Raw genomic sequence first — 22961 nt, 5'->3', positions numbered from 1 at the left:
TCGGCGCGGGCAGCGCTAGATCGCACCGATCTCGGCAAGGCAGGCTTGCGTCAGGCTCATGCGCGCCTCGATGTGGCGCGGCTCCCTACAATCCATGTTGAGCGCGAACACGGTGTGCGCCTCGCCCTTCTCGGCCCACCCGACCATCCAGCCGAGCGACGGCTCGCCGCGCTCGGCGCCCAGGAGACCAGACTTGGCGCGGATGACGCTGTCGCCCACTTTCGTCACCGGCAGGATGTCGGCGACGAGATCCTGGCTGCGCTTCGAAATCGGCAACGCGCGGCGGCGCAGCCGGTCGACGAAGTCGATCTGCTCTACCGGGTCGATGCGCAAGGCGCCGGTGAGCCAGAACTGGTCGATGCCGCCGCCGATGTCGCGATTGCCGTAGTCGAACTCGTCGACATATTTCTGCATGCGCACCTCGCCGATGCGGCGCGCGATCTCCTGATAGACCGGCACCGCGCTCACCGCGATCGCGCTGCGCAGCGTGTGGTCCTTGTTCCAGGCCTCGATCGGGCGTTTCACGCCGTCCCAGGGAAACACGTCCTTGTCCGGATCAGCAACGACACCCGTCTCGAGCGCGATCAGCGAGTTCGGAATCTTGAAGGTCGAGGCCGGCAGCTTGCCCTCGCCCGAGCGCTCCTTGTCGCTGGCGACGATCAGATAGTCCTCGACCTTGTAGCCGACGAAGGTGCCTGCCGTGCCGAGATCGGTGAAGCGCTTTGCGAGGCTGTCGCGGATCTCGTTGCGCGGCGGCGCGACATGGGCGAGCGCGCGCTGCGGCAGGATCGAAGCTGCGGCAAGAAGACCGAGGGTGGAACGGCGGGAGAGCAAGGGCGGTATCCGTGAGCAATGAAGAACCGGTGCGACCATGCAGCCGCGACGTGGTGAAACGATGACAGATGGTTTCTACCGTCCCCGCCCCGACAGGCGCAGCACGAACACCAGCACTTCGGCGACGGCCTTGTAGAGATCGGGCGGGATCTCGTCGCCGAGCTCGACCTTGGAGAGCGCGCCGGCCAGGATCTCGTTCTCCTCGATCGGGATGTCGTTGGCCTTGGCGATCTCGACGATCTTTTCGCCGATCGTGCCCTTGCCCTTGGCGACGACGACTGGGGCGTTCGTGCCCTTCTCGTAATGCAGCGCGATCGCGAGCTTGGATGGATCGCTCATGTGGCGCGGTCCAGGAAGTGGCCGGCACGGGCCGGCGCCGGCTGCGGCGGCGTGCCCTCGCGTACGACGATGTCGCCAGGCTTGAGCTCGGCCCTGGTCATCGCCTGGCTGAGCTCGCTGACACCGGCGCGGAGCTGCTGCGCGGTCGCCGGCCGCTCCGCCCACATCCGCACGAAGGTCTTGTCGCCGTTCAGCGTGATCAGCGCGTGCACCGGGCCGGCCGGCTCGACATTGAGCGAGAAGCGCGCGCGCCAGGCGCGCGTGGCGGGATCGGCGGACTCGTTCCCGCCATCGCGCGAGATCTCGAACTGCGCCATCGCGGTGCCCTGCGCCGTCGCGAACGGGATCTCGAAATTCCACTGCGGCACCGCCGGATCGATACGGTGCCCGCCGGCATCGGTGCGATCGGGGAGCGAGGCGACCTGCAACAACGTCTGCCGCGCGATCGCGGCATCGGTGTCGTCGAGCAGGCGATGCACCGTCGCGGAGAGCGGCGTATCCGGTGCGAGCGATGGCATGGCGACCGCTTGCGGTGCCGGCAGCGCGCCGCGGAACGGCGGAGGCGCCGTGCGCGCGGCGGCTTCGAAGATATGGCCGTCGGGCACGGCCTTGTTCGAACCGGGAACGTTACCGGTCAGGCGCGGCAGGTTTTGCGTGGCCTCCTGCAGGAGGCTTGCGGCAAGGCCTGCGGAGATGGTGCGCGGCATCGCGGCTTGCTGAGCGTTGCCGGCGATATCGGCCAGCACGGCAGCGGCGAGATTGGCATTGCGCGGCAGTTGCGGCGCTTGCGCGATCTCGGGGCCGGAAGGCGATGCAGATTGCGCGGCCTCGCCTGCAGCCTGAGCCGGCGCGGCGGCCGCCTGTGGTGCCGCCGTCGTCGCCGTCGGAATTGCAGCACCCTGCGGCGCGGCCGTTTCGAGCGTGGTCAGCGTCTGGCGCAGCACCAGCAGCGCTGCTTTCAAATCCGGCACATTGCCGGACGAAGGCATCGTGCCCGCGGCGAGCGAGGCCTCGAGAAACAGGCCGGACTTCTGAAACGCGGATTCGATGTCGCCGCCATCGAGGGCCGGGCTCAGCGGCGTCTGCTGCGCAAGCACGTCCAGCACCGCCTGCTTCAGTCCCGCCGGCAGATCGCTGCCGGTGACGACGGAGGCGAGATTTGCGAACAGCGGCGCCTGGCTGCCCTGTTTGGTCACGGCCTCGGCCGAGGCGGCAGTCACGGCGACCTGCTCCAACGGCGTCAGCGTGGTGCGTGGTGCGCTCACAGTAGGCGCAAGCGGCGGGCTGTCCACCAGCGAGGCTGCACGTGGCGTCAGCGTGATCTGATCGGGGGTCGCCTCGCCTGCTCCGTTCATCACCGCGAGCCTGATGGTGCCGTCGTTCTGCGACACCGCGAGCTGGAGGTTTTGTCCCGGCGTCAGCGCCACCTCCGACATCACGTCCATCGAGAGGTTGGCGATCGCGATCCGCACCAGATTGTCGGCCATCACGCTGACCACCCTGGCGTCGACCACACTGCCGGCCTGCAGCACGAGATCGGGCGTCGCCGCATCAGCCACGGGGCTGGCGGCACTGACCGGCAGGATCGAGCTTATCGGCGTCGGCATCTCAAGGGGCCCGGGGAATGCTGTGCCCCCACCCTAAGGCCGCCTCGTAAACCTCTCGTTAAGGACCTTTACGCCGCAGGCGGCTTCACGGCCGCCAGAACGGTCACGGCGGCCTGGAAATCCTTCAGGCGGGCGGCGCGGCGGGCGGCGGCCTCCTCGTCCACGCCCCATTTCTCGGCGTTCCAGTCCTCGTCGACATGGGCGGCGGCCCAGACCTGGTCCGCATCGCGCACGCCATGGGCCAGCGCCAGCGCCAGCAGGGCCGAGCCGGTCAGGGTCGTGACCATGTGGAGAGCTGCGACCGACCAGGCATCGCCCGGCAGCGCGCCCCGGGCGGCCTTCAGCGCCTCGTCCGGCTGCTTCACATGCATGACGCCTTCGGACAGGATGAAATGCGCCCCCAGCGTCTCCGCGGCCCAGAACAGCACGGGGTCCCAATGCGCGGCCTCGCGGGCGACCAGACCCTCGGGGTGACCGGCGCGATAGAACAGCAGATCGGACTCGAAGTATTTCGCGAGGTCCTCGCTGACGAGCTCGACCCGGTCGACCACGCCCTCGACCACGCTGTTTGCGATCCGGGTCAGCGGCATGGTCACGGGATCGATGGTTTCGCCCTGGGCCGACCATTCCGCCGCCACCGCATCGGCCAGCGCGCGCGCGGGGATCACCACCTGGCGGCCGGACGGCGTCCGGGTCGGCTTGCCGTCGAGCGTGATGGCATGACCGCCCTCGGCTTCCGCGACGCCGGCCTCCTTGTAGAAGCGCTTGCGCAGCGGCGTGCGCGCGGAGGCGCGCGCCGATTCCCTGGGATCCGGCGGGGGCTGGCTTGCTGCTTCTTCGAACAATTCGCGCATGTGAGTTTTCGGCCCCGGTCTCTGAATGCTAGGCTTTTAAGATAAGACCTGTGGCCGATAAAGCGAGCGGCGGGCATGCGGGAACTTGCGGGCATCGGAGCCCTGTTGGCAGGATTTTGGCTGGCCGCGGCGGAGGCCGGCTTTCGCACCCCGGAATCGCTGGTCCGCAACGTCTATGCCCATTACGGCGAAGGCGCGCCGGAGCTCTCCAAAGGCCTGCCGCGGGACGCGGCGACCGCCCGGCAGTTCTTCGATCCTCCCCTGCGCAAGGCCTGGAGCACGCCGAGGATCGAACCCTATGATTTCCTGGTGCAGAGCCCGAGCTGGCGGCTCGGCCCTGTCATGATCGCGGTCGTCCGCCAGCAGTACGACAAGACCTATGTCGCGGCGAATTTCGACAATCACGGCCGCCGGGTGGTGCTCAACTTCGTCCTGGTGAACGGACCCGAGGGCTGGCTGATCACGGATGTCGAGAGCCCGCACGACAGCTTGCGGATGTTTCTGGAGCAGTTCCGGAATTGAGGGTGGTGAACCACCGCGGCTTCCACACCGTCATCGCGAGCGCAGCGAAGCAATCCAGACTGCATCCGCGGAGGCAGTCTGGATTGCTTCGTCGCTGCGCTCCTCGCAATGACGGGGTTAGCTGCAAGGCCGCCCTTACTCCTCCGGCGCGTTCTCGATCGGGTCGAAACGGCTGGCATCCAGGCCAAGCAGATTCCACGACTGCTGCATGTGCGGCGGCAGCGGTGCGGTGGCGTCGATTACGCCGCCGCGCGGATGTGGGATGACGATGCGGCGCGCCAGCAGGTGCAGCCGGTTCTGCAGGCCGCCCGGCAGCTGCCAGTTCTCGATGTTGAAATATTTGGGATCGCCGACGATGGGGTGGCCGATATGCTCCATGTGGGCGCGAAGCTGATGCGTGCGCCCCGTCACCGGTTTCAGCGACACCCAGGTCAGCTTGTTGCCGGCGGTCTCGACCACCGCGTAGTACGTCACCGCGTGGCTGGCGCCCTCGTCGCCATGCTGGGCGATGCGCATGATGGTGTCGTCCTCGCTCTCCTCCTTCGCGAGGAAGGTCGAGATGCGGCCCTGCTTCGGCTTCGGCAGGCCCGGCACCAGCGCCCAATAGACCTTGCGCGCCGAGCGCGAGCGGAACGCGCCGGTCAGGTGCGAGGCGGCGAAGCGCGTCTTGGCGATCAGCAGGCAGCCCGAGGTCTCGCGATCGATACGGTGCACGAGACGCGGCTTCTGGCCCTTGGAATCGCGCATCACCTCCAGCATCTGGTCGATGTGCCGCGTCATGCCCGAGCCGCCCTGCACGGCAAGGCCGGCGGGCTTGTTCAGGACGAGGACGTCGTCGTCCTCATAGATGGTCATGTCCTTCAGCGCCTTGAGCGTCTTCTGCGCAGCCTCCGAGAGCTCGCCGACGACCTTCGGCGCATCGAGCTTCAGCGGCGGGATGCGGACGCTCTGCCCCTCCTCCAACCGGTCCTTGCTGTCGACGCGCTTGCCATCGACGCGCAGCTCGCCTTTGCGGACGACACGCTGGATGTGGGAGAACGACAGGCCGGGAAAGCGCGCTTCCAGGAAGCGGTCGACGCGCATGTTGTTCTCGTCGGCCGAGACCTTGACGGTCTGCACCTTGGTCGGCAGCAGCGCCTCGACGGGCTTTTCGGGCGCCGCCCTTTCCGGCGCCTCCTTGGGCGGACGCCGTTCTGCGCGCTCGGGGCCACGCCGCTCGGCGCGCTCGCCGGCGAAGCGCGACGGCTTCCCGCCGGGCTTGCCGCCCGGACGCGCCCCTGCCTTCTTCGCGCCGCGCGTCTGCTGCGGACGCGAATCATCGCGCTCGTCACGCGAACGGGGCTTTGGATTCATTCTCTTGATGCGGCGGCTCATGATTGCCTGCGTACCCTAAAAGCGGCCTTCCGTCACGACGAAATGGCCACTTCTAGCGCGAGCCGCCCCGTTCCTTGCGCAGCTTGGCCCAGTAATCCAGGCGCTTCCTGATCTCGCGCTCGAAGCCGCGCTCGGGCGGGTCGTAGAAGGTCTGTCGGCCGAGGGCCTCCGGGAAGTAGTCCTGGCCGGAGAAGGCGTCGGGGGCGTCGTGGTCGTAGGCGTAGCCCGAGCCGTAGCCCTCCGACTTCATCAGCTTGGTCGGGGAATTCAGGATGTGCTTGGGCGGCAGCAGCGAGCCGGCCTGTTTTGCGACCTGCATCGCGGTGCCGAAGGCGGTGTAGACCGCGTTCGATTTCGGCGCGGTGGCGAGATAGACCACCGCCTGCGCGATGGCGAGCTCGCCTTCGGGATGGCCGAGGAAATCGAAGGCGTCCTTGGCCGCATTGGCGATGACGAGCGCCTGTGGATCGGCAAGGCCGATGTCCTCGACCGCCATGCGCACGACGCGGCGGGCCAGGAACAGCGGGTCCTCGCCGGCATCGAGCATGCGGGCGAGATAATAAAGCGCGGCATCGGGATCGGAGCCGCGCACCGATTTATGCAGCGCCGAGATCAAATTGTAATGGCCGTCGGCCGATTTGTCGTAGATCGGGGCGCGGCGCTGCAGGATGTCCTGCAACTGCGCGGCGTCGAAAATCTCGTCCGCCCGCGCCGAACGCCAGACCTCTTCGGCGAGCGTCAGCGAGGCGCGGCCGTCGCCATCGGCCATCCGCACCAGAACCGCGCGCGCCTCGGCATCGAGCGGCAGCTTCCTGCCCTCGACCTCCTCGGCGTGAGTGAACAGCTTTTCGATCGCGGCGGCATCGAGCGAGCGAAACACCAGAACGCGCGCGCGCGACAAAAGCGCCGCGTTGAGCTCGAAGGACGGGTTTTCCGTGGTGGCGCCGACCATCACCACGGTGCCGTCTTCCATCACCGGCAGAAACGAATCCTGCTGGGCGCGATTGAACCTGTGCACCTCGTCGACGAACAGCAGCGTGCCCTTGCCCATCTCGCGGCGGGCGCGCGCGGCGTCGAAGGCCTTCTTGAGGTCGGCGACGCCGGAGAACACCGCGGAAATCTGCTCGAAATGCAGGTCCGTCGCGTCGGCCAGCAGCCGCGCCACGGTGGTCTTGCCGGTGCCGGGCGGTCCCCAGAACACCAGCGAGCCCAGCGTACGCGTCTCCAGCATGCGCGTCAGCGCGCCGTCGGGGCCGAGGATGTGATCCTGGCCGACGACCTCCGACAGCGCGCGGGGGCGCAGCCGGTCCGGCAGCGGATGCGGAGCCTCGTGGTCGAGCCCCGCCGCGGCAAACAGCGTCGGTGTCTCCTGTGGTCGCTTCGGACTCATCCGCCCAGCGTGACGTTGATCTGCTGACCGCCGCGCACCACCGTGATGCGCCAGAGCCGCGGCGTGTCCTTGGCGGCCTTCTCGAGATCGGCGGTCTTGGCGATCTTCTGGCTGTTCACCGTGAGGATGATGTCGCCCTTCTGGAAGCCGACATTCTGCGCCGCCGTGCCGTCGCCGATCTCGGTGACGACGACGCCATCGGTGTCCGCATCGAGATGCAGCTCGTCGGCGATCGCCGGGGTGATGGTGGAGATCTTCGCGCCCTGGAACGGCGAGCGCGTGGTGATGACGAGCTCGTTGCGCCCGCTGTCAGGGGCGGTCTCGAGCGCAATGCCGAGCTTGAGCGGCTTGCCGCCACGCTGCACGTCGATCTGCGCGGTGCCGCCGAGCGGCCGGGTGGCGAAGCGGTAGTCGAAGGCATTGGGGTCGTCGACGGTCTGGTTGTCGATCCCGGTGATGAGGTCGGAGGATTTCAGGCCGGCCTTGGCCGCGGGACCGTTCGGCACCACGCTCGCGACCAGCGCGCCGGTCGGCGAGCGCAGACCGAGGCTCTCGGCGATCTCGGGTGTCACCGCCTGCAGCTTCGCGCCGAGCCAGGGACGCTTCACCGCCTTGCCGCCGCTCTTGGCGGAGGCGACGACGACGCGGACCATGTTGGCGGGAATCGCAAAGCCGATGCCCTGCGAGCCGCCGGAACGCGAATAGATCGCGGTGTTGATGCCGGCGAGCTTGCCGCTCATGTCGACCAGCGCGCCGCCGGAATTGCCGGGATTGATCGCCGCATCGGTCTGGATGAAGAACTGGTAGTCGGTGATGCCGACCTGCGTGCGCGCCAGCGCCGAGATGATGCCGTGCGTCACCGTCTGGCCGACGCCGAAGGGATTGCCGATCGCGAGCACGACGTCGCCGACCAAGAGCTCGTCGGAATTGGTGAAGTCGAGCGTCGGAAACTTCTCCTTGGTGTCCTTCAGCCGGAGCACGGCGAGATCGGTGCGCGGATCCTTCAGCAGGATCTCGGCCTCGAACTCGCGCTTGTCCGACAGCGACACCTTGACCTGGTCCGCCCCCTCGATGACGTGGACATTGGTGACGACGAGGCCGGAGGCATCGACGATGACGCCGGAGCCGAGCGAGCGCTGCATCTGCTCGGGCTGCTGGCCCGGCACGCCGAAGAAGCGGCGGAAGATCGGATCGTCCAGCAACGGATTTCGGTTTTGCACGACCTTGGCGGCGTAGACGTTGACGACCGCCGGCTGCACCCGCTGCACGATCGGCGCATAGGACAGCCGCAGCTCGGCCGGCGAGGATGGAACACGGCGATCCTGCGCGGCGGCCGGATTGAAGTGGGCTGAAAACGCTATGCACAGTGCCGTGACGATAACGGCCGGACGGATCGATCGAAACATTCCTACCTCTCGGAAAAGACGACGGAATATAGGCGCGTTCGCCGGGCAATAGAAGGCCGCCAGGCGGCATTATTCACCCCCTTCGGGTGTCGCCGGAATGCAAGCCTCCGTGCGAAAACGCAAGCCGCCTGGCGCGACAGATTGGCATGACGCGCATCATCCAGCATTCTGTTCCATGACGGATTCGGTTGCGGCGAATTTGCACCAGTGGGAACCGCGCAACCGGGGTGCACCGTCGCGGGGCAGTCATCGACCATACCTAGGCTCTCCGCCGACGACTTGGGGAAGTTCATCAAAAGGATGGAGGCGTATCGTGAGCAGGACAAGAATGGCAGCCACGGCGATTGGTCTCGCCGGCGTGCTGGCGGCCTCGCAGGCCCAGGCTCAATCGGCAAGCAGCAGCGAGCAGGAAATCGCGCTGCTGAAACAGCAATTGAAGTTGCTGGAGCAGAAGCTCGACAAGCTGCAGAGCCAGACGGTCGCAAACACGGCGGCCACGGCGAAAGCAAAAGCCGAAGCCAAGGCTGAGGCGAAGGCCGAAGCGCGCTCGGAGGCGAAGGCGGTGGTCGCCAACGCCAATGCGGCGATCCCGGTCAAGGGACCGGTGCACCCCTCCGGCGTCGTGGTCACGATGCCGAACAACCGGCCGACCATCTGCACCGCCGACGAGGCCAACTGCGTCGCCATCACCAGCCGCGTGCATTGGGATGTCGGCGGCTATAATTATCGCCCCAACACGGCGGCAACCGTGCCGCAAAAGCTCGACAGCGGCGAGAACGTCCGTCGCGCGCGCATCGGCGTTACCGGAAAATTCCTCAACGACTGGAATTTCGCGCTGATCTACGATTTCGGCGGCTCGTCCGACGGATTTGGCGGCACCGGTGCCGCCGGCGGGACCGCTGTCGGCTTCCTGCCCGGCGGAGGCACCTCCGGTATCGAAAACGCCTATGTCAGCTACACCGGACTGAAGCCGTTCGGCGGCAAGATGGCGATCGAAGCCGGCGTCATGGATATTGCCTGGACCATGGATGAGTCCACCAGCTCCAATGACATTGCTTTCATGGAACGTGCCACGGTCGGCATCATCGCGCAAAACATCGCCGCCGGCGACTTCCGTTCGGCCGCCGGTGCCCGCTGGTACAACGACGTGTTCTATGCCGGCGCCTACGTGACAGGCCCGACCACGGGTGCGATTCACTCCGCCTCGAGCGCCTCGCCTCCCGGCACCAGCGAGCAATACGGCGCGACTGCCCGCGTTGCCGGCCAGATCGTCAGCGGCAAGGATTACTCGGTGCATCTCGGCGGCGACGCCCAGTGGCTGATCCAGCCGCCGCGCAATCTGGTCGCGAACACGCAAACGCTCACGCTCAGCGACCGGCCCGAGCTGCGCATCGACCCCACGACGCTGATCTCGACCGGGGCGATTGCAAATGTGGCGGGCGCACAGGTCTATGGCGTGGAAGCCGCGGCAACCTATGGACCGCTCTGGGTCCAGGGCGAATATTACTTCTTCAACATCGATCGCAACGCAAATACCAGCGTGCCGTTGATCGGAGCGCCAAGCCTGAAATTCCAGGGCGGCTACGCCCAGGCGGCCTATGTGCTGACCGGGGAAAGCCGCAAGTACAATCCGGGCAATGCCGCCTATGGCGGCGTCAAGCCGGAGCACCCGTTCTCGATCGATGGCGGTGGCTGGGGCGCCTGGGAGATCGCCGGTCGCTACTCCACGATGGATTTGAACAACCAGCTCGCGACCGCCGCCGGCATCGCCGGCGGACGCCAGACCGTCTACACGCTCGCGCTCAACTGGTACGTCAACGGCAACGTCCGCTTCATGCTCGACTACCTGCATGGCACGGTGTCGAGGCAGGCCTCGCCGGTTTCCACCGCCGACGTCGGCTCGAAGTTCGATGCGATCGCGATGCGCACGCAGTTCGCGTTCTGACGATCTCGTCCGGGAGCGGCAGGGACCGCTCCCGGATATTTACGCCGCCCGCTTCGGCTTCTTCACGGCCACCGGCTCCGGCGCGGCGGACAGCCGTTGCTGGTGGCTCTCGCCCCAGGCCTTCAGGATGTCGATCACCGGCCTGAGGCTCTCGCCGAGCTCCGAGAGGCAATACTCCACCCGCGGCGGTACCTCCGCATAGACCTTGCGGATGACGAGCTTGTCCTCCTCCAGCGCGCGCAACTGCTTCGTGAGCATGCGCTGGGTGATGCCGGGCATTCGGCGGCGCAACTCGCCGAAGCGCTGGGTGCCGCTCTGCAGGTGATAGAGGATCACGCCCTTCCATTTGCCGTCGATCAGGTCCAGCGTCGCCTCGACCGAGCAGCCCGGCCGGCGGGTAAAGTCGCGCCGTTTCATGCGTGTTTTCCCAATAGTATCCAAACAGGGACTATATCCCCGAATTTACAGTACTTGCCAAATGGACGCCAGGGCGACAGTTAGGGCGGCAGGCGAATACGCCATCTGATGGAGACAAGCCATGAAGGCCGTCGGCTACAAGAAATCGCTTCCGATCGAAGATCAGGACGCACTGTTCGATTTCGAGACCGCCAAGCCGGATCCCAAGGGGCGCGACATCCGCGTCGCCGTGAAGGCGATCTCGGCCAACCCGGTCGACTACAAGGTGCGCAAGCGTGCCGCGCCGCGCGAGGGCGAGGTGAAGATCCTGGGCTATGACGCCGCCGGTGTCGTGGATGCGGTCGGGCCTGAAGTCACACTGTTCAAGCCGGGCGACGAAGTGTTTTACGCCGGCTCGATCCTGCGCCAGGGCACCAACGCCGAATTCCACCTGGTCGACGAACGCATCGTCGGCAACAAGCCGAAGAGCCTGTCGTTCGCGCAGGCCGCCGCGCTTCCCCTCACCTCCATCACCGCCTGGGAATTGCTGTTCGACCGGCTCGGTGCCGTGCCCGGCAAGAGCGTCGATCCGCGCACCCTTCTGATCACGGGCGGCGCCGGCGGCGTCGGCTCGATCCTGATCCAGCTTGCCCGCCGCCTCACCGGCCTCACGGTGCTCGCGACCGCGACGCGGCCGGAATCGCAGAAATGGTGTCTCGATCTCGGTGCGCATGCGGTGATCGATCACGGCAAGCCGATGAAGGAGCAGATCGACAAGCTCAAGCTGCCGCCGGTCGCGCTGGTGGCAAGCCTGACCTTCACCGACCAGCACTATAAGAGCATCGCCGACTTCATGGCGCCGCAGGGACGGTTCGGCCTGATCGACGATCCCCCGGAATTCACCATGAGCACCTTCAAGGGCAAGGCGATCTCGGTGCACTGGGAATCGATGTTCACGCGCTCCTCGTTCCAGACGCCGGACATGATCGCGCAGCATCATCTGCTCAACGACGTCGCCGACCTCATCGACAAGGGCGTGCTGCGCACCACCCTCGACCAGACTTTCGGCACGATCAACGCGGCCAACCTCAAGCGCGCGCATGCCCTGCTCGAGAGCGGCAAGTCGCGCGGCAAGATCGTGCTGGAGGGGTGGTAGCAGCTTCGACGTCAGGCCTCGTAGGGTGGGCAAAGGCGCACTTGCGCCGTGCCCACCTTCCCTCCGAAACAGCAAATGGTGGTGGGCACGCTTCGCTTTGCCCACCCTACGGCAGTTGCAGGGCTAACCCACTCTACATTTCCGGCACACCCTCGACGAACAGCAGCCGCCGCTCCAGCGCGCCGGCGCGGATCTTCAGCGCCTCGGCATAGTCCGGCGAGGCGTACCATTCCTTCAGCCGCGCCATCGATTCGAATTCGACGATGACGATGGCTTTCGGCGGAAGGTTGCCTTCGGCAAGGTCGACCTTGCCGCCGCGGACGAGATAACGTCCGCCGTACCGGGCGATCGTCTTGGCGGCAAGTGCGCGATAGGCCTCGAAACCGTCGGGATCGCGCATCTCGACTTCGGAGATCACATAAGCCGACATGATCCGGCCCTTTTTGTTTTGAGCATGATCTTCTCGGAAAACCGCTTCACACTTTTCCGGATCATGCTCTATGCGATCGTGTTGACGATGCCGCCTTCGGCCCGCAGCGCCGCACCGTTGGTGGCGGAGGCCTCCTTCGAGGCGACATAGACCACCATGTTCGCGATCTCGTCGACGCTGGCAAAGCGCTGGATCAGCGAGCTCGGACGATGCTGCTTGACGAAATTGGCGGCGGCTTCGTCCACCGACTGGCCGTTTTGCTTGGCGAGATCCTTCACGAAGGTCTCGACGCCCTCCGACATGGTCGGGCCCGGCAGCACGGAGTTGACGGTGACGCCGGTGCCGCGGGTGAGCTGCGCCAGTCCGCGCGCGACCGAGAGCTGCGCCGTCTTGCTCATGCCGTAGTGGATCATCTCGACGGGAATGTTGAGCCCGGACTCCGAGGAGATGAAGACGATGCGACCCCAGTTGCGCTTGAGCATGCCTTTCATGTAGGCGCGCGAGAGCCGTACGCCGCTCATCACGTTGACCTCGAAGAAGCGCGTCCAGTCCTCGTCCGGGATCTCGAAGAAGTCCTTCGGCTCGAAGATGCCGGCATTGTTGATGAGGATGTCGACCTCGGGCAACGCGGCCACGAGCGCCTTGCAGCCCGCCGCGGTCGAGACGTCGGCGGCGATGCCGCGCACCTTACCGCCCGCGCCTTCCAGCTTGCGCACGGCCGCATCGACCTTGTCCTGGCCGCGCCCGTTGATCACGACACTGGCACCGGAACCGGCAAGGCCCTTGGCGATGGCGTGGCCGATGCCGACGGTCGAACCGGTCACGAGTGCGGTCTTTCCGGAAAGGTCGATCTTCATCATTCATCTCCATTGAAGCTGACGGAGATATCGTGCGCTGCACAAGCAGCTTCAATCGTCCCTCACCGACGCGTGAGCGATCAGTTGCGCGCCGGTAGTGTCCGGAGAAAGGCGACGATGGCATCGAGATCCTGGGCCGTCATGCTGGCATAGGCAGCATAGGCCATCGGCGGCTTGAGCTTGTGACCGTCGCGCGCGATGCCTTGCGTAATCGCACGTTTGATTTCGTCGTCGCTCCACTGGCCGAGGCCTGCGGCAGGATCAGGGGTGATGTTGGGAGACACGGATTCGCCCCACGGTCCCCTGAAGGTCCGGCCGCCCTTGCCGCTCGCCGCGGCGAAGTCATGCACCGCGGACGGGCCTTCCGGCGTGTGGCATTCCAGGCAATGGGCGATGGTCAGCAGATAGCGGCCGCGCGCGAGCTTGTCGGCCAGCTCCTGCTCGCTCGCCTGCTTGCCGGCATAGGTCGGCACCTCCGGCTTCAGCGCGATCTTGTATTCCGGCGCGGGCGTCTCGTGGCGTATCGCCGGTACCGAACGCAAATAGGCCGCGAGCGCATCGAGATCGCGGGCGGTGAGCACCGTGTAGAATTCGGTCGGCATGATCGGCGCGGCCCTGGTGCCATCAGGCTTGATGCCGCTGACGAGGAAGCGCTTCAGCTCGGCATCGCTCCACTTGCCGATGCCTGTGTCCTTGTCCGGCGTGATGTTGGAGCCGGAGACCTTGAAGGCGGGCTCGTCGAAGACCTGGCTGCCGCCCGAGAGTGCGCGTGACAGATCGAGCCCCTGCGGCCCGCGCGGCGTGTGGCAATTGTGGCAGACCATCACGCTGCCGACGAGATAGGCGCCGCGCTCGACCAGCGTTTCGCCAGCGGCCGGCGACRTCGCAAGCGCCAGCACGATCCCAAACAGCGTCCTCATCGAAAGCCCCCCGGCCCGGATTCACGAGCAGCAGGCTAACAAGCCGATCTTCCCTCGGCAACGCGCAGCGCGGATGCGGGCTGGAACGGCCGTTAACAAGTAGTACAGTGTCTGCCTCCTGCTCACGTGAACACGGAAGAACGAAGCGATGAAGCGCACGGCTCTCACGATCATCCTCGGACTGGTCAGCCTGATAGGCGGCAACTCGCTTGCACCGGCCCAGGCGGTCTATCCGGACAAGCCGCTGCAATTGATCGTCCCCTTCCCGCCCGGCGGCGCCTCGGACGTGGTCGCGCGCATCATCGGCAGCGAACTGGAGACGCGGCTCGGCAAGCCCGTGATCATCATGAACCGTCCCGGCGGCGGCACCACGATCGCGGCCAAGGAAGTCGCGCGTTCGGCGCCTGACGGATACACCATTTTCTTCAGCTCGAACTCGAGCTTCACACTGCCGGCGGCCGTGAAGGAAACGGTGCCTTACGACGCCGCCAAGGATTTCGAGCCGCTCGGCCAGGTCGGCAAGATCACGCTGGCGCTGGTCACCTACAAGGACAACCCGGTCAAGGATCTGGCCGCGCTCGTCGCTGAAGCCAAAGCCAACCCCGACAAGCTGTCGCTGGCCTCGTTCGGCGTCGCCACCGTCTCGCATTTCGCCGGCGAGCTGTTCAAATCGGCTGCCGGAATCAAGATGGTCCACCTGCCCTACAAGGGCAGCGCGCCGGCGATGAACGATTTGATCGGCAAGCACATCCAGTACCACGTCGACACGGTGATCGCCGTGAAGCCGCAGATCGAGGCCGGCACCGTCAAGGTGCTCGCGGTGTTCTCGGGCAAGCGCACGCCGTTCCTGCCCGACGTGCCGACGCTTGCCGAGCTCGGCTACGCCGGCATCGACTTCGCGTCCTGGGGCGCGGTGGTCGCGCCCAGGGGGCTGCCGCCGGCGGTTCGCGACAGGCTGACGACGGCGCTGGAGGAGATCGTCAACACCCCTTCCGTCATCGAGCGCTTCAACCAGGTCGGCTTCGAGCCGGGCTTCGTGCGCTACAGCGACTGGGCCGGCACCATCGGCAAGGAGACGGCCGAGATGAAGGAGATCGCGCAGAAGGCGGGGATCAAGGAGGAGTAATCGGGCCGATCCATCGCCAGCCCCAAAACAAAAGCGGCGCCCGAGGGCGCCGCTTTCAATTCCGTAATTGCGATGCGGCTTACGCCGCCTCGTCCTGCTTCTCCTGCACCGGGCCCGAATCCTGGCCCTTGGCATCGACGTCGCGGTCGACGAACTCGATCACGGCCATCGCGGCGTTGTCGCCGTAGCGGAAGCCGGCCTTGATGATGCGGGTGTAGCCGCCCTGGCGATCCTTGTAGCGGGGCGCCAGTACGTCGAACAGCTTCTTGACCTGGTCCTTGTCGCGCATCTCGGAGATGGCCTGGCGGCGCATGGCCAGCCCGCCCTTCTTGCCGAGGGTGATCAGCTTCTCCACGATCGGGCGCAATTCCTTGGCCTTGGGGAGCGTGGTGACGATCTGCTCGTGCTTGATCAGCGCGGCGCACATATTGGCGAACATCGCGCGGCGATGCTCGGCAGTGCGGTTGAGCTTCCGATGAACCTTACCGTGACGCATGTGTCTATTCCTTACTTATGAACTGCCGCGATGGTTCGTCGGACCAGTTGCTCAGGTGGGCTTCCTGCGTTCGCCCATAAAAATCGCGGCCGGAATGTCCGGCCGCGACAGTGAAGTCGATCAGTAGTGATCTTCGAAGCGCTTGGCGAGCTCGTCGATGTTCTCCGGCGGCCAGCCCGGCACTTCCATGCCGAGATGCAGACCCATCTGGGCCAGCACTTCCTTGATCTCGTTCAGCGACTTGCGGCCGAAGTTCGGGGTGCGGAGCATTTCCGCTTCGCTCTTCTGCACGAGGTCGCCGATGTAGACGATGTTGTCGTTCTTCAGGCAGTTGGCCGAACGCACCGACAGCTCGAGCTCGTCCACCTTCTTGAGGAAGGCCGGGTTGAAGGCGAGGTCCGGGATGATCTCCTGGGCGACTTCCTTGCGCGGCTCTTCGAAGTTGACGAACACGTTGAGCTGATCCTGCAGGATGCGGGCGGCGTAAGCCACCGAGTCATCCGGCGAGATCGCGCCGTTGGTCTCGATCGTCATGGTCAGCTTGTCGTAGTCGAGGATCTGGCCCTCGCGGGTGTTCTCGACCTTGTAGGAGACCTTGCGGACCGGCGAGTACAGGCTGTCGACCGGGATCAGGCCGATCGGCGCGTCCTCGGGACGGTTGCGCTCGGCCGGGACATAGCCCTTGCCGGTGGAGACGGTGAACTCCATGCGGATCTCGGCGCCCTCGTCGAGGGTGCAGATCTGCAGGTCCGGGTTGAGCACGACGACGTCGCCGACGGTCTGGATGTCGCCGGCGGTGACGACGCCCGGGCCCTGCTTCTTCACGACCATGCGCTTGGGGCCTTCGCCCTGCATCTTGATCGAGATGTCCTTGATGTTCAGCACGATGTCGGTGACGTCCTCACGAACGCCAGCGATCGAGGAGAACTCGTGCAGCACGCCGTCGATGTGTACCGACTGCACCGCCGCGCCCTGGAGCGAGGAGAGCAGGATGCGGCGCAGCGCGTTGCCGAGGGTCTGGCCGAAACCGCGCTCGAGCGGCTCGGCGACGATGGTCGCGAAACGCGAGGAGTCACTGCCGGGCGTGACCTGGAGCTTGTTCGGCCGAATCAGTTCTTGCCAATTTTTCTGGATCGTCACTGTTTCACCCATACAGGCCAGTCAATTTGAGGCATCAAATACTGGCGTTGGAGAAAGGCCGCAGAGCATCCCTGCGGCTTCTTGCAAAGTCGTTGCGGGCGCCGATGCGCCCGCAACTTGTAGAAATCAAACGCGCCGACGCTTGCGGGGACGGCAACCGTTGTGCGGGATCGTGGTCACGTCACGGATCGAGGTGACGGTGAAGCCCGCGGCCTGGAGAGCGCGGAGCGCCGACTCGCGGCCCGAACCGGGACCGGCGACTTCGACTTCCAGCGTGCGCATGCCGTGCTCCTGCGCCTTCTTCGACACGTCCTCGGCGGCAACCTGCGCCGCGTACGGGGTCGACTTGCGCGAGCCCTTGAAGCCCATCGTGCCGGCGGAGGACCAGGCAATCGTGTTGCCCTGCGCGTCGGTGATGGTGATGGTCGTGTTGTTGAACGACGAGTTCACGTGCGCAACGCCGGAGGCGATGTTCTTGCGCTCACGACGGCGAACGCGGGTGGCTTCCTTGCCCATTGAGTCCCTTTCCTGAAGATCTCAAACGCCGCCGTAATGCCAGCGGCTACACCTGTGGAACGAAAAGCGCGTGGCGAACGGGTCTCCCCTTTCGCCACACGCCGCGATTGGATTCGAAAACTTACTTCTTCTTGCCGGCGATGGCCTTGGCCGGACCCTTGCGCGTACGCGCATTGGTGTGGGTCCGCTGACCGCGCACCGGCAGACCGCGACGATGACGCAGGCCGCGATAGCAGCCGAGGTCCATCAGACGCTTGATGTTGATGCCGACCTCACGACGCAGGTCGCCCTCGACGAGATAGTCGCGGTCGATCACTTCGCGGATCTGGAGCACTTCGGCGTCACTGAGCTGATTGACGCGACGATCCACGGGGATCTTCACCTTCTCGATGATGTCACCGGCGATCTTCGGGCCGATGCCATGGATGTACTGAAGCGCGATCAGCACGCGCTTGTTGGTGGGAATGTTCACGCCGGCAATACGGGCCACGGCCTTCTCTCCTGTTGCCGATCCCTCGTCAGGAATCGGGCTTAAGTGCTTGCTTTCTCGGGCAGGTGTTCACAAACGCGAACACGACGCCCACCCCCGGTCTTCCTGGGGCCCGGCATCGTCTGAAACTATCCGACTTGGATGCGGGGCTTATTAGGGGATTCCAGGGGCTTTCGTCAACCGCTGCTAGCGTTTGGCTCGCTTTTTCGTGACCTTTTTTGGTCCCTTCTTCGAACCTTTTTTGACGGTCTTTTTCGCGGCTTTTTTGACCGTTTTCTTGGCTGCCTTCTTGGCGCCCTTCACGGCCTTCTTGGCCGCCTTTTTGGCGGTTTTGGCCGGTTTAGCAGCCTTTTTGGCCGCTTTCGCCGGCTTTTTGGCAGCCTTCTTGGTCGCCGTCTTCGTTGCCTTGGCCTTCTTGGCCGGGGCCGACTTGGCCGCGCTGCGGGCGTGGGTCTTGGGTTCCACCGCCCCGAGCGCCAGGAGCTGGCGGTGGACGGCGCGGGTGACCTCGTCGATGGCCATCATGCCATCGATGGTGGAGAGCTTCCTCCGCTCGGAATAGTAGTGAATCAGGGGCTCCGTCTGGGTGCGGTAGCTGGCCAGGCGCTTGGTCAGGACCTCGGGCGTGTCATCCACCCGGACCTCCTCCCCGCGTTCGCGCATCTGCGCGACTCGGGTCTCGACCCGGTTCAGCAGCGCGCTCTCGTTGACGCGGAGCTCGATCACGGCGTCGAGCTTGAGATGCTTGTGCCGGAGCAGCTCATCGAGCGCCTCGGCCTGCGGCACCGTGCGCGGGAAGCCGTCGAGGATGAAGCCGTTCCTGGCGTCCGGCTGGTCGATCCGGTCGGAGATGATTCCGACCACGACCTCGTCCGGCACGAGGCCACCGCTGGCCATGATCTCCTTGGCCTTCAGCCCGACCGGCGTTCCCGCCGCAACGGCTGCGCGCAGCATCTCGCCGGTCGAGAGCTGGACGATGCCGTAGCGCTGCACCAAGAGCTGCGCCTGGGTCCCCTTGCCCGACCCCGGCGGTCCCAGAAGTATAATTCTCATCGGCGTACGCCCCCCGGATTGGTGAGCGATACGTCGCGCACCTGTGTTTTGATATCAAGGACAGTGCAAACCACAACCAGCGCCGCACCGCCATTGACGACCATACTATAAGGCAGACCGATCCCGTAAAGGTCGAACACCTCCGGAATCAACTGCAACGCAGTCAGGTAGACGGCTCCGACGACCGTCGTCAATGACACCACGCGATCGAGATGGGCGGCCGTCGCTTCGCCGGGCGCGATACCGGGAATTGCGCCGTGATGCCGGGCCAGGGATTCGGCGGTGTATTCGGGATCGACGACATAGGCGGTGTAGACGAAGGCGAGCGCGAACACGGCGATCGACACGAGGGTCATGTGCGCCGGCTGCCCGAGCTGGAGATGCTGGTAGGCCGCCGCGACCAGCGGATGATCGCTTCCCAGGACAAGGCCCGCAAAGGCAAGCGGCAGAAAGAAGACCCACGGCGCAACGGTGACGGGAATCAGGAACCCGGCGCTGTTGAGCTTGATCGGCAGCACGGCATCGCGCGCCGGCAATTGCCGCGCGCCGACATTGAGCGCGCCGAACTCGACCCGCACATTTCGACGCGCGCCTTCGACGAGCACGATCACGGCGACGGTCACGACCCAGAACACGACGTGGATGAACACGAGATTGCCCGAGACCGCTCCGCTCCGCACAACATCGACGATGCCGGCGACGTCTCGCGGCAGGGAGACGAGCATGCCGACGCTCAGGATCAGCGCCAAGCCGTTGCCGATGCCGTAGCGGGTGATCTGCTCACTGATCCACACCAGCACGAAGACGCCACCAACCATCGAGGCCGTCGCCGTTACTAAGAACCAGCCGTCGGGGTTCCTGACGAGCTCCGGAAAGGAAATGAGCGTGGAGGCGATGCCGTAGGCCTGAAAGGCCGCAAGGGCCAGCGTCAGCACAAGCGTGGCACGAGCGACCTTTCGCCGGCCGCCCTCACCCGATCGCTCCAGCGAACTCAGGCCGCGCCACACCACCGACAGCAACCGAACCAAGATCGCCGCGCTCAAATAGGGAATGAGGCCGAGCGCAAAGAGCGAAAGGCGGCCGTTCAGGCTGGGGAACGAGGAGAGCCGCGAAACATCCAATCCAGCGATCGGGATCTGCGTGCCGAGCCTATAAATGAGAAGCGCGCCGATCGTGATAGCGATGCGGCGCGCGAGCTCGGTCGTCATTTGCGGCGGGCTTACCTGCGGCGGCCGCGCAGCTTCGACTTGCGGATCAGGCCTTCGTACTGGTGGGCCAGCAGATAGCCCTGCACCTGCGCCACGGTATCCATGGTGACGCTCACGACGATCAGCAGCGAGGTGCCGCCGAAGTAGAACGGCACTGATGCGTACGAGATCAGGATCTCCGGGATCAAGCAGACGATGGCAAGATAGATCGCGCCGAGCACGGTGATGCGCGACAGCACGTAGTCGATATATTCGGCGGTGCGCTCGCCCGGACGGATGCCCGGAATGAAGCCGCCATGCTTCTTCAGATTGTCCGCGGTCTCGGTCGGGTTGAACACGATCGCGGTGTAGAAGAAGGCGAAGAACACGATCAGCGCCAGATACATGATCAGGAACAGCGGACGGCCGTGGCCGAGCTGGGTCGTGATCCACTGGAACCATTCCGGACCGCTGCCCGCGTTGAAGTTGGCAACCGTGGCCGGCAGCAGGAGCAGCGAGGACGCGAAGATCGGGGGGATCACGCCCGAGGTGTTGAGCTTAAGCGGCAGATGCGAGGACTGGCCCTCGAACATCTTGTTGCCGACCTGGCGCTTCGGATACTGGATCAGCAGCCGGCGCTGGGCGCGTTCCATGAACACGATGAAGGCGATCACGGCGACGGCCATGATGATGACGACCAGGATCAGGCCGGTCGACATCGCGCCCTGACGGCCGAGCTCGAGCATGTTGGCGAGCGCCGCGGGCAGCTCGGCGACGATGCCGGAGAGAATGATCAGCGAGATGCCGTTGCCGATGCCGCGCGAGGTGATCTGCTCGCCCAGCCACATCAGGAACATGGTGCCGCCGGTCAGCGTGATCGCCGTGGACAGGCGGAAGAACATGCCGGGATCGCTGACGACGTTGCCGGCGCCCTCGAGGCCCACCGCGATACCGTAGGACTGGAACGCGGCCAGGATCACCGTGAGGTAACGGGTGTACTGGTTCAGCGTCTTGCGGCCGGCCTCGCCTTCCTTCTTCAGCGCCTCGAGCTGCGGCGAGACGGTGGTCAGGAGCTGGATGATGATCGAGGCCGAGATGTACGGCATGATGTTCAGCGCGAAGATCGCCATGCGGTGGATACCGCCGCCAGCGAACATGTTGAACATGCCGAGGATGCCGCCCGCCTGCGACTTGAACACCTGCTCCCAGATGTTGGGATCGATGCCCGGCAGCGGGATGTAGGTTCCGAGCCGATAAACGAGCAGCGCACCCAGGGTGAACCAGATGCGCTTCTTCAGTTCGTCGGCCTTGGCAAACGCGCCGAAATTGAGATTGGCTGCCAGTTGTTCCGCTGCAGAGACCATCTTGGACTTTCTCCCGCCGCCTGTTGCGCCGTCATGCCCGCGGCCGGGCTACTAACTAGCGGACGCCGGACATTATCTGGGGCTCGGCTTCGATAAGTCCACGTCCCGCCTGCGTAAAGGCCCGCGAGCCGCGGGCCAATGACGCAGTTGTTACGCCGCCTCGCCTTCTTCCTTGGCAGGGGCGAGGATCTTCACCGAACCGCCGGCCTTCTCGACCGCGGCGATCGCGGTCTTGGTGGCGCCATGCACTTCGATGTTGAGCTTGGACTTGAGCTCGCCACGGCCGAGCAGCCGCAGGCCGGCCTTGGCGCGGCGCAGCACGCCGCCCTTCACCAGGGCCTCGACGTTCACGACGCTGCCGGCGTCGATCTTCTTGGCATCGACCGCTTCCTGGAGCCGGTCGAGATTGATCTCGGCGAACTCGACGCGGAAGATGTTGTTGAAGCCGCGCTTGGGCAGACGGCGATGCATCGGCATCTGGCCGCCTTCGAAACCCTTGATGCGCACGCCCGAACGCGCGGTCTGACCCTTGCCGCCGCGGCCGGACTGCTTGCCCTTGCCCGAACCGATGCCGCGGCCGACGCGCATACGCTTCTTGCGCGAGCCGGCGTTGTCGGCGATATCGCTGAGCTTCATCGCCCTTCTCCTTGTGTCTTGCGCACGATCGTCACCGAAAGCAGGTCACCCGCTCCCGGGATCGCGCGCCGTTACTTACTTCTCGTCGACGATGCGGACGAGATGGTGAACCTTCTCGATCATGCCGCGGACCGCCGGAGTGTCCTGCAGTTCGCTGGTGCGACCGATCTTGTTGAGCTTGAGCCCGATCAGCGTCGAGCGCTGCGAGTGATGGCGGCGGATCGCGCTGCCAATCTGCTCGAGCTTGATCGTCTTGCTGGCCTTGGCCATGGGAGTCTACTCCAAAGCTTCGTTAGTCGGCAGCCGCCTCGGCATCGCCACCGATACGGCGCGACTGCAGAGTGGACACCTTGATGTTGCGGCGGGCTGCGACCGAACGCGGCGAATCCTGATGCTTCAGCGCGTCGAAGGTCGCGCGAACCATGTTGTAGGGGTTCGACGAGCCGATCGACTTCGCAACCACGTCCTGGACGCCGAGCGTCTCGAACACGGCGCGCATCGGGCCGCCGGCGATGATGCCGGTACCGGCAGGAGCTGCACGCAGGTAGACACGGCCCGCGCCATGACGGCCGGCGATGTCGTGATGGAGCGTGCGGCCCTCGCGCAGCGAGACGCGGGTCAGGTTGCGCTTGGCGGACTCGGTTGCCTTGCGGATCGCCTCAGGCACTTCGCGCGCCTTGCCGTGACCGAAGCCGGCGCGGCCCTTCTGGTCGCCGATCACGACCAGCGCTGCGAAACCGAAGCGCTTGCCGCCCTTGACGACCTTGGCCACGCGGTTGATGTGGACGAGCTTGTCGACGAACTCGCTGTCGCGCTCCTCGCGCTCCTTGCGTTCGCGTCCGCCGCCGCGTTGATCGCGTCCACCACGTTGTTCGCGTTCTGCCATTTTTCCAATCCTTCAGAGGCTTACGCCTCAATCCTCA

25 protein-coding genes are annotated in these 22961 nt (G+C 65.4%); 4 read left to right on the top strand and 21 right to left on the bottom strand.

Going from position 1 to position 22961, the window contains the following annotated elements; genetic code table 11:
* Positions 1 to 15: 15 nt before the first annotated feature.
* The 4 genes from blaOXA to A7X65_RS02590 all read right to left on the bottom strand — a co-directional run bounded on the left by blaOXA (position 16) and on the right by A7X65_RS02590 (position 3634).
* A complete protein-coding gene (gene blaOXA / locus A7X65_RS02605) occupies positions 16 to 873 on the bottom strand; it encodes a class D beta-lactamase (protein WP_063682777.1) in 858 nt (285 codons plus the stop codon).
* 36 nt (positions 874 to 909) lie between these two features.
* Complete coding sequence (locus tag A7X65_RS02600) at positions 910 to 1173, bottom strand: EscU/YscU/HrcU family type III secretion system export apparatus switch protein (protein WP_063682776.1); 264 nt, start codon at positions 1171 to 1173, stop codon at positions 910 to 912.
* Complete coding sequence (gene fliK / locus A7X65_RS02595; protein WP_063682775.1) at positions 1170 to 2780, bottom strand: flagellar hook-length control protein FliK; 1611 nt, start codon at positions 2778 to 2780, stop codon at positions 1170 to 1172. The genes A7X65_RS02600 and fliK overlap by 4 nt, the downstream gene beginning before the upstream one ends.
* 68 nt (positions 2781 to 2848) lie before the next feature.
* Positions 2849 to 3634 carry an ATP12 family chaperone protein gene (locus A7X65_RS02590; RefSeq protein WP_063682774.1) on the bottom strand — a complete coding sequence of 262 codons (786 nt, stop codon included), beginning with the start codon at positions 3632 to 3634 and terminating at the stop codon, positions 2849 to 2851.
* A 75-nt stretch (positions 3635 to 3709) separates the two neighbouring features.
* Between A7X65_RS02590 and A7X65_RS02585 the strand changes: the two genes are divergently transcribed.
* Complete coding sequence (locus A7X65_RS02585; protein WP_063682773.1) at positions 3710 to 4156, top strand: hypothetical protein; 447 nt, start codon at positions 3710 to 3712, stop codon at positions 4154 to 4156.
* A 135-nt stretch (positions 4157 to 4291) separates the two neighbouring features.
* On the opposite strand, the gene A7X65_RS02580 is transcribed toward A7X65_RS02585, so the two are convergent.
* The 3 genes from A7X65_RS02580 to A7X65_RS02570 are packed head-to-tail and all read right to left on the bottom strand — an operon-like array spanning position 4292 to position 8326.
* Entirely contained in the window at positions 4292 to 5530 is a 1239-nt protein-coding gene (locus A7X65_RS02580; protein ID WP_063682772.1) for an RluA family pseudouridine synthase, read from the bottom strand.
* Positions 5531 to 5582: 52 nt separating this feature from the next.
* On the bottom strand, positions 5583 to 6920 hold the full coding sequence (locus tag A7X65_RS02575; protein WP_063682771.1) for a replication-associated recombination protein A: 1338 nt from the start codon (positions 6918 to 6920) through the stop codon (positions 5583 to 5585).
* Positions 6917 to 8326: a DegQ family serine endoprotease gene (locus A7X65_RS02570; RefSeq protein WP_063682770.1), complete on the bottom strand. Its 1410-nt coding sequence runs from the start codon at positions 8324 to 8326 to the stop codon at positions 6917 to 6919. Before A7X65_RS02570 ends, A7X65_RS02575 begins: the two co-directional genes overlap by 4 nt.
* A gap of 313 nt (positions 8327 to 8639) precedes the next feature.
* On the opposite strand from A7X65_RS02570, the gene A7X65_RS02565 reads away from it, so the two are divergent.
* The gene (locus A7X65_RS02565; RefSeq protein WP_063682769.1) at positions 8640 to 10271 is read left to right on the top strand and encodes an OprO/OprP family phosphate-selective porin; all 1632 of its coding nucleotides are present in this window, start codon (positions 8640 to 8642) and stop codon (positions 10269 to 10271) included.
* Positions 10272 to 10310: 39 nt separating this feature from the next.
* Here the strand turns inward: A7X65_RS02565 and A7X65_RS02560 are convergent, their stop codons facing one another.
* Positions 10311 to 10688, bottom strand: coding sequence for a winged helix-turn-helix transcriptional regulator (locus A7X65_RS02560; RefSeq protein WP_063682768.1), 378 nt, complete (start codon positions 10686 to 10688; stop codon positions 10311 to 10313).
* Between the two features lie 121 nt (positions 10689 to 10809).
* Here A7X65_RS02560 and A7X65_RS02555 point away from each other — a divergent pair, with 121 nt between their 5' ends.
* Entirely contained in the window at positions 10810 to 11823 is a 1014-nt protein-coding gene (locus A7X65_RS02555; protein WP_063682767.1) for a zinc-binding alcohol dehydrogenase family protein, read from the top strand.
* 133 nt (positions 11824 to 11956) lie between these two features.
* Here A7X65_RS02555 and A7X65_RS02550 read toward each other — a convergent pair whose 3' ends face one another.
* The 3 genes from A7X65_RS02550 to A7X65_RS02540 form a co-directional block, all read right to left on the bottom strand.
* Complete coding sequence (locus A7X65_RS02550) at positions 11957 to 12253, bottom strand: DUF1330 domain-containing protein (RefSeq protein ID WP_063682766.1); 297 nt, start codon at positions 12251 to 12253, stop codon at positions 11957 to 11959.
* A 68-nt stretch (positions 12254 to 12321) separates the two neighbouring features.
* Positions 12322 to 13110, bottom strand: a complete 789-nt coding sequence (locus tag A7X65_RS02545) for an SDR family NAD(P)-dependent oxidoreductase (protein ID WP_063684766.1) — start codon at positions 13108 to 13110, stop codon at positions 12322 to 12324.
* Between the two features lie 80 nt (positions 13111 to 13190).
* Positions 13191 to 14030 carry a c-type cytochrome gene (locus A7X65_RS02540; protein ID WP_063682765.1) on the bottom strand — a complete coding sequence of 280 codons (840 nt, stop codon included), beginning with the start codon at positions 14028 to 14030 and terminating at the stop codon, positions 13191 to 13193.
* Between the two features lie 148 nt (positions 14031 to 14178).
* Between A7X65_RS02540 and A7X65_RS02535 the strand changes: the two genes are divergently transcribed.
* Positions 14179 to 15156 carry a Bug family tripartite tricarboxylate transporter substrate binding protein gene (locus A7X65_RS02535; RefSeq protein WP_063682764.1) on the top strand — a complete coding sequence of 326 codons (978 nt, stop codon included), beginning with the start codon at positions 14179 to 14181 and terminating at the stop codon, positions 15154 to 15156.
* 79 nt (positions 15157 to 15235) lie between these two features.
* Here A7X65_RS02535 and rplQ read toward each other — a convergent pair whose 3' ends face one another.
* The 10 genes from rplQ to rpsE all read right to left on the bottom strand — a co-directional run bounded on the left by rplQ (position 15236) and on the right by rpsE (position 22924).
* Entirely contained in the window at positions 15236 to 15652 is a 417-nt protein-coding gene (rplQ, locus tag A7X65_RS02530) for a 50S ribosomal protein L17 (RefSeq protein WP_063682763.1), read from the bottom strand.
* A gap of 120 nt (positions 15653 to 15772) precedes the next feature.
* A complete protein-coding gene (locus A7X65_RS02525) occupies positions 15773 to 16804 on the bottom strand; it encodes a DNA-directed RNA polymerase subunit alpha (protein WP_063682762.1) in 1032 nt (343 codons plus the stop codon).
* A gap of 114 nt (positions 16805 to 16918) precedes the next feature.
* Positions 16919 to 17308: a 30S ribosomal protein S11 gene (gene rpsK, locus A7X65_RS02520; protein WP_007603045.1), complete on the bottom strand. Its 390-nt coding sequence runs from the start codon at positions 17306 to 17308 to the stop codon at positions 16919 to 16921.
* 121 nt (positions 17309 to 17429) lie between these two features.
* Complete coding sequence (gene rpsM / locus A7X65_RS02515; protein ID WP_063682761.1) at positions 17430 to 17798, bottom strand: 30S ribosomal protein S13; 369 nt, start codon at positions 17796 to 17798, stop codon at positions 17430 to 17432.
* Positions 17799 to 17984: 186 nt separating this feature from the next.
* On the bottom strand, positions 17985 to 18851 hold the full coding sequence (locus A7X65_RS02510; RefSeq protein WP_063682760.1) for an adenylate kinase: 867 nt from the start codon (positions 18849 to 18851) through the stop codon (positions 17985 to 17987).
* Complete coding sequence (locus tag A7X65_RS02505) at positions 18848 to 20059, bottom strand: preprotein translocase subunit SecY (RefSeq protein ID WP_063682759.1); 1212 nt, start codon at positions 20057 to 20059, stop codon at positions 18848 to 18850. The genes A7X65_RS02510 and A7X65_RS02505 overlap by 4 nt, the downstream gene beginning before the upstream one ends.
* An 11-nt stretch (positions 20060 to 20070) precedes the next feature.
* Positions 20071 to 21402: a preprotein translocase subunit SecY gene (gene secY / locus A7X65_RS02500; protein ID WP_063682758.1), complete on the bottom strand. Its 1332-nt coding sequence runs from the start codon at positions 21400 to 21402 to the stop codon at positions 20071 to 20073.
* A gap of 150 nt (positions 21403 to 21552) precedes the next feature.
* On the bottom strand, positions 21553 to 22038 hold the full coding sequence (gene rplO, locus A7X65_RS02495; protein WP_018322273.1) for a 50S ribosomal protein L15: 486 nt from the start codon (positions 22036 to 22038) through the stop codon (positions 21553 to 21555).
* Between the two features lie 75 nt (positions 22039 to 22113).
* Positions 22114 to 22308, bottom strand: coding sequence for a 50S ribosomal protein L30 (rpmD, locus tag A7X65_RS02490; protein WP_063682757.1), 195 nt, complete (start codon positions 22306 to 22308; stop codon positions 22114 to 22116).
* A 22-nt stretch (positions 22309 to 22330) separates the two neighbouring features.
* The gene (rpsE, locus tag A7X65_RS02485) at positions 22331 to 22924 is read right to left on the bottom strand and encodes a 30S ribosomal protein S5 (RefSeq protein ID WP_008136332.1); all 594 of its coding nucleotides are present in this window, start codon (positions 22922 to 22924) and stop codon (positions 22331 to 22333) included.
* Positions 22925 to 22961 lie beyond the last annotated feature (37 nt).

Origin of the sequence: Bradyrhizobium stylosanthis (assembly GCF_001641335.1) — a bacterium.
GTDB lineage: Bacteria > Pseudomonadota > Alphaproteobacteria > Rhizobiales > Xanthobacteraceae > Bradyrhizobium > Bradyrhizobium stylosanthis.
Note: the sequence above shows the minus strand (reverse complement) of the source record. Positions and strands in the feature narration are given on the sequence as shown.

Coding starts and splice junctions, on each gene's coding strand:
- secY (WP_063682758.1), bottom strand. CDS start 21,402: ATGGTCTCTGCAGCGGAACAACTGGCAGCCAATCTCAATTTCGGCGCG.
- A7X65_RS02600 (WP_063682776.1), bottom strand. CDS start 1,173: ATGAGCGATCCATCCAAGCTCGCGATCGCGCTGCATTACGAGAAGGGC.
- A7X65_RS02550 (WP_063682766.1), bottom strand. CDS start 12,253: ATGTCGGCTTATGTGATCTCCGAAGTCGAGATGCGCGATCCCGACGGT.
- rplQ (WP_063682763.1), bottom strand. CDS start 15,652: ATGCGTCACGGTAAGGTTCATCGGAAGCTCAACCGCACTGCCGAGCAT.
- A7X65_RS02575 (WP_063682771.1), bottom strand. CDS start 6,920: ATGAGTCCGAAGCGACCACAGGAGACACCGACGCTGTTTGCCGCGGCG.
- rpsE (WP_008136332.1), bottom strand. CDS start 22,924: ATGGCAGAACGCGAACAACGTGGTGGACGCGATCAACGCGGCGGCGGA.
- A7X65_RS02505 (WP_063682759.1), bottom strand. CDS start 20,059: ATGACGACCGAGCTCGCGCGCCGCATCGCTATCACGATCGGCGCGCTT.
- A7X65_RS02525 (WP_063682762.1), bottom strand. CDS start 16,804: ATGGGTGAAACAGTGACGATCCAGAAAAATTGGCAAGAACTGATTCGG.
- A7X65_RS02535 (WP_063682764.1), top strand. CDS start 14,179: ATGAAGCGCACGGCTCTCACGATCATCCTCGGACTGGTCAGCCTGATA.
- rpsK (WP_007603045.1), bottom strand. CDS start 17,308: ATGGGCAAGGAAGCCACCCGCGTTCGCCGTCGTGAGCGCAAGAACATC.
- A7X65_RS02580 (WP_063682772.1), bottom strand. CDS start 5,530: ATGAGCCGCCGCATCAAGAGAATGAATCCAAAGCCCCGTTCGCGTGAC.
- A7X65_RS02585 (WP_063682773.1), top strand. CDS start 3,710: ATGCGGGAACTTGCGGGCATCGGAGCCCTGTTGGCAGGATTTTGGCTG.
- fliK (WP_063682775.1), bottom strand. CDS start 2,780: ATGCCGACGCCGATAAGCTCGATCCTGCCGGTCAGTGCCGCCAGCCCC.
- A7X65_RS02545 (WP_063684766.1), bottom strand. CDS start 13,110: ATGAAGATCGACCTTTCCGGAAAGACCGCACTCGTGACCGGTTCGACC.
- A7X65_RS02590 (WP_063682774.1), bottom strand. CDS start 3,634: ATGCGCGAATTGTTCGAAGAAGCAGCAAGCCAGCCCCCGCCGGATCCC.
- blaOXA (WP_063682777.1), bottom strand. CDS start 873: ATGGTCGCACCGGTTCTTCATTGCTCACGGATACCGCCCTTGCTCTCC.
- rplO (WP_018322273.1), bottom strand. CDS start 22,038: ATGAAGCTCAGCGATATCGCCGACAACGCCGGCTCGCGCAAGAAGCGT.
- A7X65_RS02555 (WP_063682767.1), top strand. CDS start 10,810: ATGAAGGCCGTCGGCTACAAGAAATCGCTTCCGATCGAAGATCAGGAC.
- A7X65_RS02510 (WP_063682760.1), bottom strand. CDS start 18,851: ATGAGAATTATACTTCTGGGACCGCCGGGGTCGGGCAAGGGGACCCAG.
- A7X65_RS02570 (WP_063682770.1), bottom strand. CDS start 8,326: ATGTTTCGATCGATCCGTCCGGCCGTTATCGTCACGGCACTGTGCATA.
- A7X65_RS02560 (WP_063682768.1), bottom strand. CDS start 10,688: ATGAAACGGCGCGACTTTACCCGCCGGCCGGGCTGCTCGGTCGAGGCG.
- rpmD (WP_063682757.1), bottom strand. CDS start 22,308: ATGGCCAAGGCCAGCAAGACGATCAAGCTCGAGCAGATTGGCAGCGCG.